At 56.9% G+C, this 6,347-nt stretch carries 6 protein-coding genes and 1 riboswitch; of the genes, 2 read left to right on the top strand and 4 right to left on the bottom strand.

Annotated elements, in window-relative coordinates:
- Positions 1-70: 70 nt before the first annotated feature.
- Positions 71-838 carry a DedA family protein gene (locus NA197_RS21785; protein WP_001148369.1) on the top strand — a complete coding sequence of 256 codons (768 nt, stop codon included), beginning with the start codon at positions 71-73 and terminating at the stop codon, positions 836-838.
- 38 nt (positions 839-876) lie between these two features.
- Here the strand turns inward: NA197_RS21785 and thiQ are convergent, their stop codons facing one another.
- From thiQ to sgrR, 4 genes are all read right to left on the bottom strand, one after another.
- Positions 877-1,584 carry a thiamine ABC transporter ATP-binding protein ThiQ gene (gene thiQ / locus NA197_RS21790; RefSeq protein ID WP_438796702.1) on the bottom strand — a complete coding sequence of 236 codons (708 nt, stop codon included), beginning with the start codon at positions 1,582-1,584 and terminating at the stop codon, positions 877-879.
- The gene (gene thiP / locus NA197_RS21795; RefSeq protein WP_000235635.1) at positions 1,568-3,178 is read right to left on the bottom strand and encodes a thiamine/thiamine pyrophosphate ABC transporter permease ThiP; all 1,611 of its coding nucleotides are present in this window, start codon (positions 3,176-3,178) and stop codon (positions 1,568-1,570) included. Before thiP ends, thiQ begins: the two co-directional genes overlap by 17 nt.
- Positions 3,154-4,137: a thiamine ABC transporter substrate binding subunit gene (thiB, locus tag NA197_RS21800; protein WP_000915328.1), complete on the bottom strand. Its 984-nt coding sequence runs from the start codon at positions 4,135-4,137 to the stop codon at positions 3,154-3,156. Before thiB ends, thiP begins: the two co-directional genes overlap by 25 nt.
- 31 nt (positions 4,138-4,168) lie before the next feature.
- A riboswitch (TPP riboswitch) is annotated at positions 4,169-4,268 on the bottom strand.
- 47 nt (positions 4,269-4,315) lie between these two features.
- The gene (gene sgrR / locus NA197_RS21805; protein WP_064043304.1) at positions 4,316-5,974 is read right to left on the bottom strand and encodes an HTH-type transcriptional regulator SgrR; all 1,659 of its coding nucleotides are present in this window, start codon (positions 5,972-5,974) and stop codon (positions 4,316-4,318) included.
- A 92-nt stretch (positions 5,975-6,066) separates the two neighbouring features.
- Here sgrR and sgrT point away from each other — a divergent pair, with 92 nt between their 5' ends.
- The gene (gene sgrT / locus NA197_RS21810; RefSeq protein ID WP_001248755.1) at positions 6,067-6,189 is read left to right on the top strand and encodes a glucose uptake inhibitor SgrT; all 123 of its coding nucleotides are present in this window, start codon (positions 6,067-6,069) and stop codon (positions 6,187-6,189) included.
- Positions 6,190-6,347 lie beyond the last annotated feature (158 nt).

A 6,347-nucleotide genomic window follows, 5' to 3' on the forward strand; every position in this document is an offset into this window, starting at 1 on the left:
ATAATTGACGGCTTGACGAAGGGGGACGGGGTAAGCAGAATCCCTGCTTCATCACGCTGACGGACACACTATGCAAGCACTGCTGGAACACTTTATCACCCAATCCACTCTGTATTCGCTTATCGCCGTGTTGCTGGTCGCCTTCCTGGAATCGCTGGCGCTGGTGGGGTTGATTTTACCCGGCACGGTACTGATGGCGGGGCTGGGCGCGCTTATCGGCAGCGGCGAGCTCAATTTTTGGCATGCCTGGCTGGTGGGTATTATCGGCTGTCTGATGGGAGACTGGATTTCGTTCTGGCTGGGGTGGCGCTTTAAAAAGCCGCTACACCGCTGGTCTTTTATGAAAAAGAACAAGTCGCTGCTGGATAAAACCGAACACGCGCTGCATCAGCACAGTATGTTCACGATCCTGGTCGGACGTTTTGTCGGTCCGACGAGGCCGCTGGTGCCGATGGTGGCAGGGATGCTGGATCTTCCCGTAGCGAAATTTATTGGGCCGAACTTGATTGGCTGTTTACTGTGGCCGCCGTTTTATTTCCTGCCGGGCATTCTGGCGGGAGCGGCAATCGATATCCCTTCCGATATGCAGAGCGGAGATTTCAAATGGCTGCTGCTGGCGACGGCGTTGCTGCTGTGGGTCGGAGGCTGGCTATGCTGGCGGCTGTGGCGCAGCGGCAAAGCGGCAGTCGATCGTTTAACCGCGTATTTCCCCCGCAGCCGTTTGCTGTATCTGGCGCCGTTGACGCTCGGGATCGGCGTGGTCGCGCTGGTGGTGCTGGTTCGCCACCCGCTGATGCCGGTATATATCGATATTCTGCGCAAAGTTGTGGGTTACTAACGATTCCTTTGCCGGATGGCAGCTTCGCCTTATCCGGCCTACAAAATATGGGATTTGATGCCCAATAGCGCTGAGGCGCTGGCCTGACCGCTTAGTAGCTCGTCTGTTTTGCCTTGCCACGCAATGCGCCCGTCGGCGACGACGATTGACCGGGGCGCAATTCGCGCCGCATCTTCCACGCTGTGCGAGACCATCAACAGCGTGAGCTGTCGCTCGCGGCAGATATCGCTGACCAACGTCAGCATCTCCTGGCGCAGCGCGGGATCGAGCGCGGAGAACGGTTCATCCAGCAGCAGCACCGGCTGTGCACGTACCAGGCAGCGCGCCAGCGCTACCCTCTGACGCTGCCCGCCGGACAGTTCGCCCGGCAAACGCGCCATCAGACTCTCAATGCCCATCTGACGTGCGATAGCGTCCCGTTTTTCCCGCTGGCTGGCGTTGAGCGTTAACCCAGGGTTTAGCCCCAGACCGATATTTTGCTGCACATTCAGGTGGCTGAATAAATTATTCTCCTGAAACAGCATTGAGACCGGACGGCGTGAGGGCGGCGTAAGCGTATGATCTTCGCCGGCAATCAGTAGCGTACCGCTGGCAGGCGCAAGAAAACCGGCAATTAAATTCAACAACGTGCTTTTCCCCGCGCCGCTGGGGCCAAGAATCGCCACCTGCTCGCCGCGTTCTACCGCCAGCGTAAAACGCATCGGCAAATGATGGTAAAGCCAGGTGATATCAATCAGTTTTAGCATGTCGGCCCGGTAGTTTCTCTATGAGGGTGAATAACGTAAAGCAGAGCAGCAATAGTATCAGCGCGGTCACCGCGCCGTCCTGGCTGCGGTAGGAGCCGATCTGCTGATACAGATAAAACGGCAGCGTGCGGAAATTGTCATTGCCGAAAAGCGCGACGACGCCAAAATCACCGATAGAAAGTACGCAGGCAAACGCCAGCGCCTGCGCCAGCGGACGTTTCAGCGCCCGCAGTTCCACGACCTTTAACCGCGACCAGCCTTCAATTCCTAATGACTGGCACAGCATTCCATAACGGGCGGTAATATCGCGCATTGGGTTTTCCAGGACTTTTAGCGCGTAGGGGATTGCCATCAGCGCATTGGTGAAAATCACGATGCCGTCGGCGGATTCCGGTAAGCCAACGCTGTTATTGAGCAGTAAAAAGAAGCCTGTCGCCAGCACGATCCCCGGCATCGCGAGGATCAACATCCCGCTGAGTTCCAGCGTTTGTCCGGCGAATAGTTGCTGGCGTTGGCGTAGCTCGCGGCTACTCCACAGCAGCATCATGGTCAGCACCACACACAGAACGCCCGCCGCCAGCGCAATGCGTAGCGATGTCCAGACAGCCTGCCACAGAATGGGTTGCGCCAGCACCTCCGGCAGGCTGCGGTTGACGCCATCGACCACCACGGCGACCAGCGGCGGAAGCAGCAGCAGCAGCGCCAGCACGATTAATAAGGCGTCAGTCAGACGGCTGTGGAGACGATCGTCAGGATCGCGCCAGCCCTGCGTCAGCGTCATCCCCGGCGCAATCGCTTTGCTCAACCGTTGGCTAAGCAGTACCAGCGCCAGGCAGCAGACCATCTGGATTAATGCCAGCATCGCCGCGCGGGCGGGATCGTAGTCATAACTGAGCGCCTGAAAGATAGCCAGTTCGATAGTGGTGGCCTGCGGGCCGCCGCCGAGCGACAGAACCGTTGCGAAACTGGCGAAGCAGAGCATAAAAATCAGCGCCGCGACGGGCGGAATTTGGCGGCGCAGCCACGGCCATTCGACAAAACGAAAAAAATGCCAGCCGCGCATACCGAGCTGGGCGGCGAGCTGGCGCTGCTCGCCGGGAATGCTTTCCAAAGATTGCAGCAACAAACGGCTCGCCATTGGCAGGTTAAAAAAGACGTGCGCCAGTAAAATGCCCTGCAAGCCGTAGGGGGAGAATGTCCACTGAAGCCCCAGCATCTGCCACAGCGAGGCCAGCCAGCCCTGACGGCCATACACGCTAAGAATACCGAACACGGCAACCAGTACCGGCAGAATCAGCGTCATGGCGCACAGACGCAGCAGCGCCAGACGTCCAGGAAAACGGCGTCGATAAAGCGCGCGGGCGAGAAAAACCGCCGGGACCACAGACAGCACTGCGGACAGAAACGCCTGCCAGAATGAGAAGCGCACCACATGCCACAGATAGCTATCCCGCCAGATTGTCGACCACGCGCCCGACGGCGCGTTCAGCCAAAGCGCCAGAAAGGCCGCCAGCGAGACGGTTATCATCAGCGCGGCGGCGCACAGCCCCGGAATCAGCCAGCCGGGAATTAACGGCTGACGGCGCGTTGCCATTCGCTAATCCATGCCTGGCGTTGTGCTGCCACCTGTTGCGGCGTGAATTCCAGCGTTGTGGCGGGTTTGGCCAATGATTCAAACCCTGCTGGTAGGGAGACGTCCGCTACCGGGTACATCCAGTTGCCGGTGGGTATGGCGTTCTGAAACGCCGGAGAAACCATAAATTTGAGGAATTTCTCCGCCAGTTCCGGCTGCTTACTGGCGACGGTACGCGCCGCGACTTCTACCTGTAAGTAATGGCCTTCGCTGAAGTTCGCGGCGGCGTAATTGTCCTTCTTCTCTTCAATAATGTGATACGCCGGAGAGGTGGTGTAACTGAGCACCAAATCGCTTTCACCTTTCAGAAATAAACCGTAGGCCTCGCTCCAGCCTTTCGTCACCGTCACCGTTTTGGCCGCCAGTTTTTGCCAGGCCTGCGGCGCGTTATCGCCATAGACTTTGCGCATCCACAGTAACAGCCCCAGCCCTGGCGTACTGGTACGCGGGTCCTGATAAATCACCCGCCATTTTTGATCGCTCTCGACCAGTTCTTTCAGGCTTTTCGGCGGATTTTTCAGCTTGCTTTTATCGTAGACAAAGGCGAAATAGCCGTAATCGAACGGCACAAATGTGTCGTTTTTCCAGCCGCCGGGCACCTTGACCGCCTCATTCGCCACGCCGCTTTTGGCAAAGAGTTTAGTTTGCGTGGCCGCCTCCAGCAGATTGTTGTCCAGCCCCAACACCACATCGGCTTTGCTGTTCTTCCCCTCCATCCGCAGGCGGTTGAGCAGCGAAACGCCATCCTCCAGCGCCACCAGTTTCAGCTCGCAGTTGCAATCGGCTTCAAACGCTTTTTTCACCGCCGGGCCTGGCCCCCAGTCGGCGGCGAACGAGTCGTAGGTATAGACGGTGAGAACGGGTTTGGCGAAAGCAGGCGCCGCGCACAGGAGTAAAAGCGGAAGATATTTTTTTAACACTTTGCACCTCAGTTAAAGAGTGGCAAAGGACTTGAGAGGTAGCCTCAAATCCCTTCGCCGGCATTATCCGGATCAGGTTCGACGGGTATTTTCTCAGCGCGCGCATGAGCGCGGCACCCCGTTGAGTTCGGCGTTAGTGTAGTGATTTTGTTGCCGGGCAGCAATTAAGAGCTGGTTTTTAAGGGTCCGGCGGCGCAAACCACGCCGATTTAAAATCAAACCAGCCGAGGGTATTCATGCGCAGCCCGCGCATACTGCGTTGTCCCTGGATAATCAGCCAGTGGTGGATCAACGGCACAATCGCTTTGTTGGCCAGCAGTTGCTGGCACCAGTTCGCCAGGTTCATCTCGCCAGCGCGCCACTGCGCGGCGTCGCCCTGCCAGTCGCGCGGAATGCAGTTCTGCAAGAGTGGTACTTCGCACAGGTGCGCGAACAGCGAGAAATCCAGCGGCAGCGTAAAGTTAGCGCTATTGAGCCAGATATCGCTTTCGATCTCGCCGGCGTGCCATTGATCGTAGTCGATCTCCTGAATATGCAGATGCACCTGATGCTCAGCCAGAAGCGCGCTCATGATACGGGCGATAACCCGGTGCTCAATGTGTTCGCGATAGAAGGTCAGCGTGAGGGTTTCCAGCCCGGCGGGTTTTTCGCCTGGGCCTGGACGGGCGTGATGCCAGCGCGGTAAAAGCCCATAGGCCGGGAACCAGAGCTGCTGTAGCGGTTCATCGGCATGATAGAGTAAATTGGTGGGGGAGAGGACGTGGCTTACCCATTCTCTGACCTGCGGATGTGCGCCGCGCGGCGTTCTGGCGTCGAATAGCAGGTAATAGCACCCCTCTTCCAGTCGGCTTTCTATCGCTTTTTCACCGCCTTGTATCGGCCCTTCCAGCATCAAGCCGCAGGCCGGTTCTTCACTGATATCCGGCAGTACCCAGACGTTCACTTCGTCTATCAACGCCCGATAGCCGAAGTAATCATCAAAGGCGAGTATCTTGAGTTGGTTCGGCGTATTACGCCGCACGGCATAAGGCCCGGTGCCGATAGGGTGGCTGGCGAAATTAGCCAGCGTTTCCCACTCCCGCGGCAAAATCATCGCCGGGACCTGGCCCAGCAGCCACGGCAACCAGCGATCCGGCTGGGAAAGATGAATATCCAGCGTCCACGCGGTAGGGGAGTCTATCTTTGTGATGTGCGAGTAAAGTGGAAGCGTATTGATACGCGTCAGCGAGGCGATGACATCTTCCATCTCCAGCTCGCGGCCATGATGAAAATGAATGCCGGGGCGCAGGTAGAAGCGCCACAGTAAAGGGGAAATTTGCTGCCAGTGGTGCGCAATGTCCGCTTCCAGTTCCCCGTTTTCCTCATTTACCCGCGTGAGCGAACTGAAAATTTGCCGGGCAATATGGGTTTCCGAGCGACGTAATGCGGTTCCCGGCAGGAGATTGTGCATCGGACGATAGTAAAGAACCCGCAGAATATGCCGCCCCTGGCGGAAGCTGCGTCCCAGATGGGAAATCAGCATTTGCCTGACAGCGCTTTTATCGCCGACCAGTTGTACCAGTTGATCGATTCGATCTTGTTCCAGCAGGTCTTCCGCCCGCTGCTGTTGCAGCGCCAGTCCGGTATACAGGAACGTCAGACGCGAACGCTTTCCGCGTCCAACCTCAGCTTCCCATGTTAGCCAACCGCGCGCCTGCATCGTATTTAGCAACGTACGCATATGGCGACGCGAACAGTTCAGCAGATCCGCCAGCTCATTAAGCGTGGTGTCTTGCGTTTTACCGTCACAACATTGCCAGAGACGGATAAATTGTTGTTGCAGGCGACCTGAGGGCATAAAAGGGGAACTCCGATGAAAAACTCAGCAATTTTATTATCCCTATATTAGGCCAATAATATCTTTCGATGAAGCAAGAGGAAGAGGTCACTATGCGCCAGTTCTGGTTGAGATATTTTGCCGCGACGGAAAAAACGTCCTGGCTGGCTTGCCTGAGCGCGCCGCAGCGCTTAAAAATGCTCGCGGAACTGATGCAGTGGGAGGCGACCGATTGAAGCCAATTGCAGACATCATGTGTGACTGAGTATTGGTGTAGGCGATAGCCTAAAATCACCCGCCAGCAGATAATATCTGCTGGCTTTTTTGTCTATGGAAAACCCCCAGCTAGGCTGGGGGTTCCGGAAAGCTTTCAGCTTTAAGCCAGTTATTAAAA

It is taken from the genome of Salmonella sp. NW884 (assembly GCF_051700745.1).
GTDB lineage: Bacteria > Pseudomonadota > Gammaproteobacteria > Enterobacterales > Enterobacteriaceae > Salmonella > Salmonella enterica.

Bases quoted from the DNA above. Each gene is read 5' to 3' on its own strand.
- NA197_RS21785 (WP_001148369.1), top strand. From the start codon at position 71: ATGCAAGCACTGCTGGAACACTTTATCACCCAATCCACTCTGTATTCG.
- thiQ (WP_438796702.1), bottom strand. From the start codon at position 1,584: ATGCTAAAACTGATTGATATCACCTGGCTTTACCATCATTTGCCGATG.
- thiP (WP_000235635.1), bottom strand. From the start codon at position 3,178: ATGGCAACGCGCCGTCAGCCGTTAATTCCCGGCTGGCTGATTCCGGGG.
- sgrR (WP_064043304.1), bottom strand. From the start codon at position 5,974: ATGCCCTCAGGTCGCCTGCAACAACAATTTATCCGTCTCTGGCAATGT.
- sgrT (WP_001248755.1), top strand. From the start codon at position 6,067: ATGCGCCAGTTCTGGTTGAGATATTTTGCCGCGACGGAAAAAACGTCC.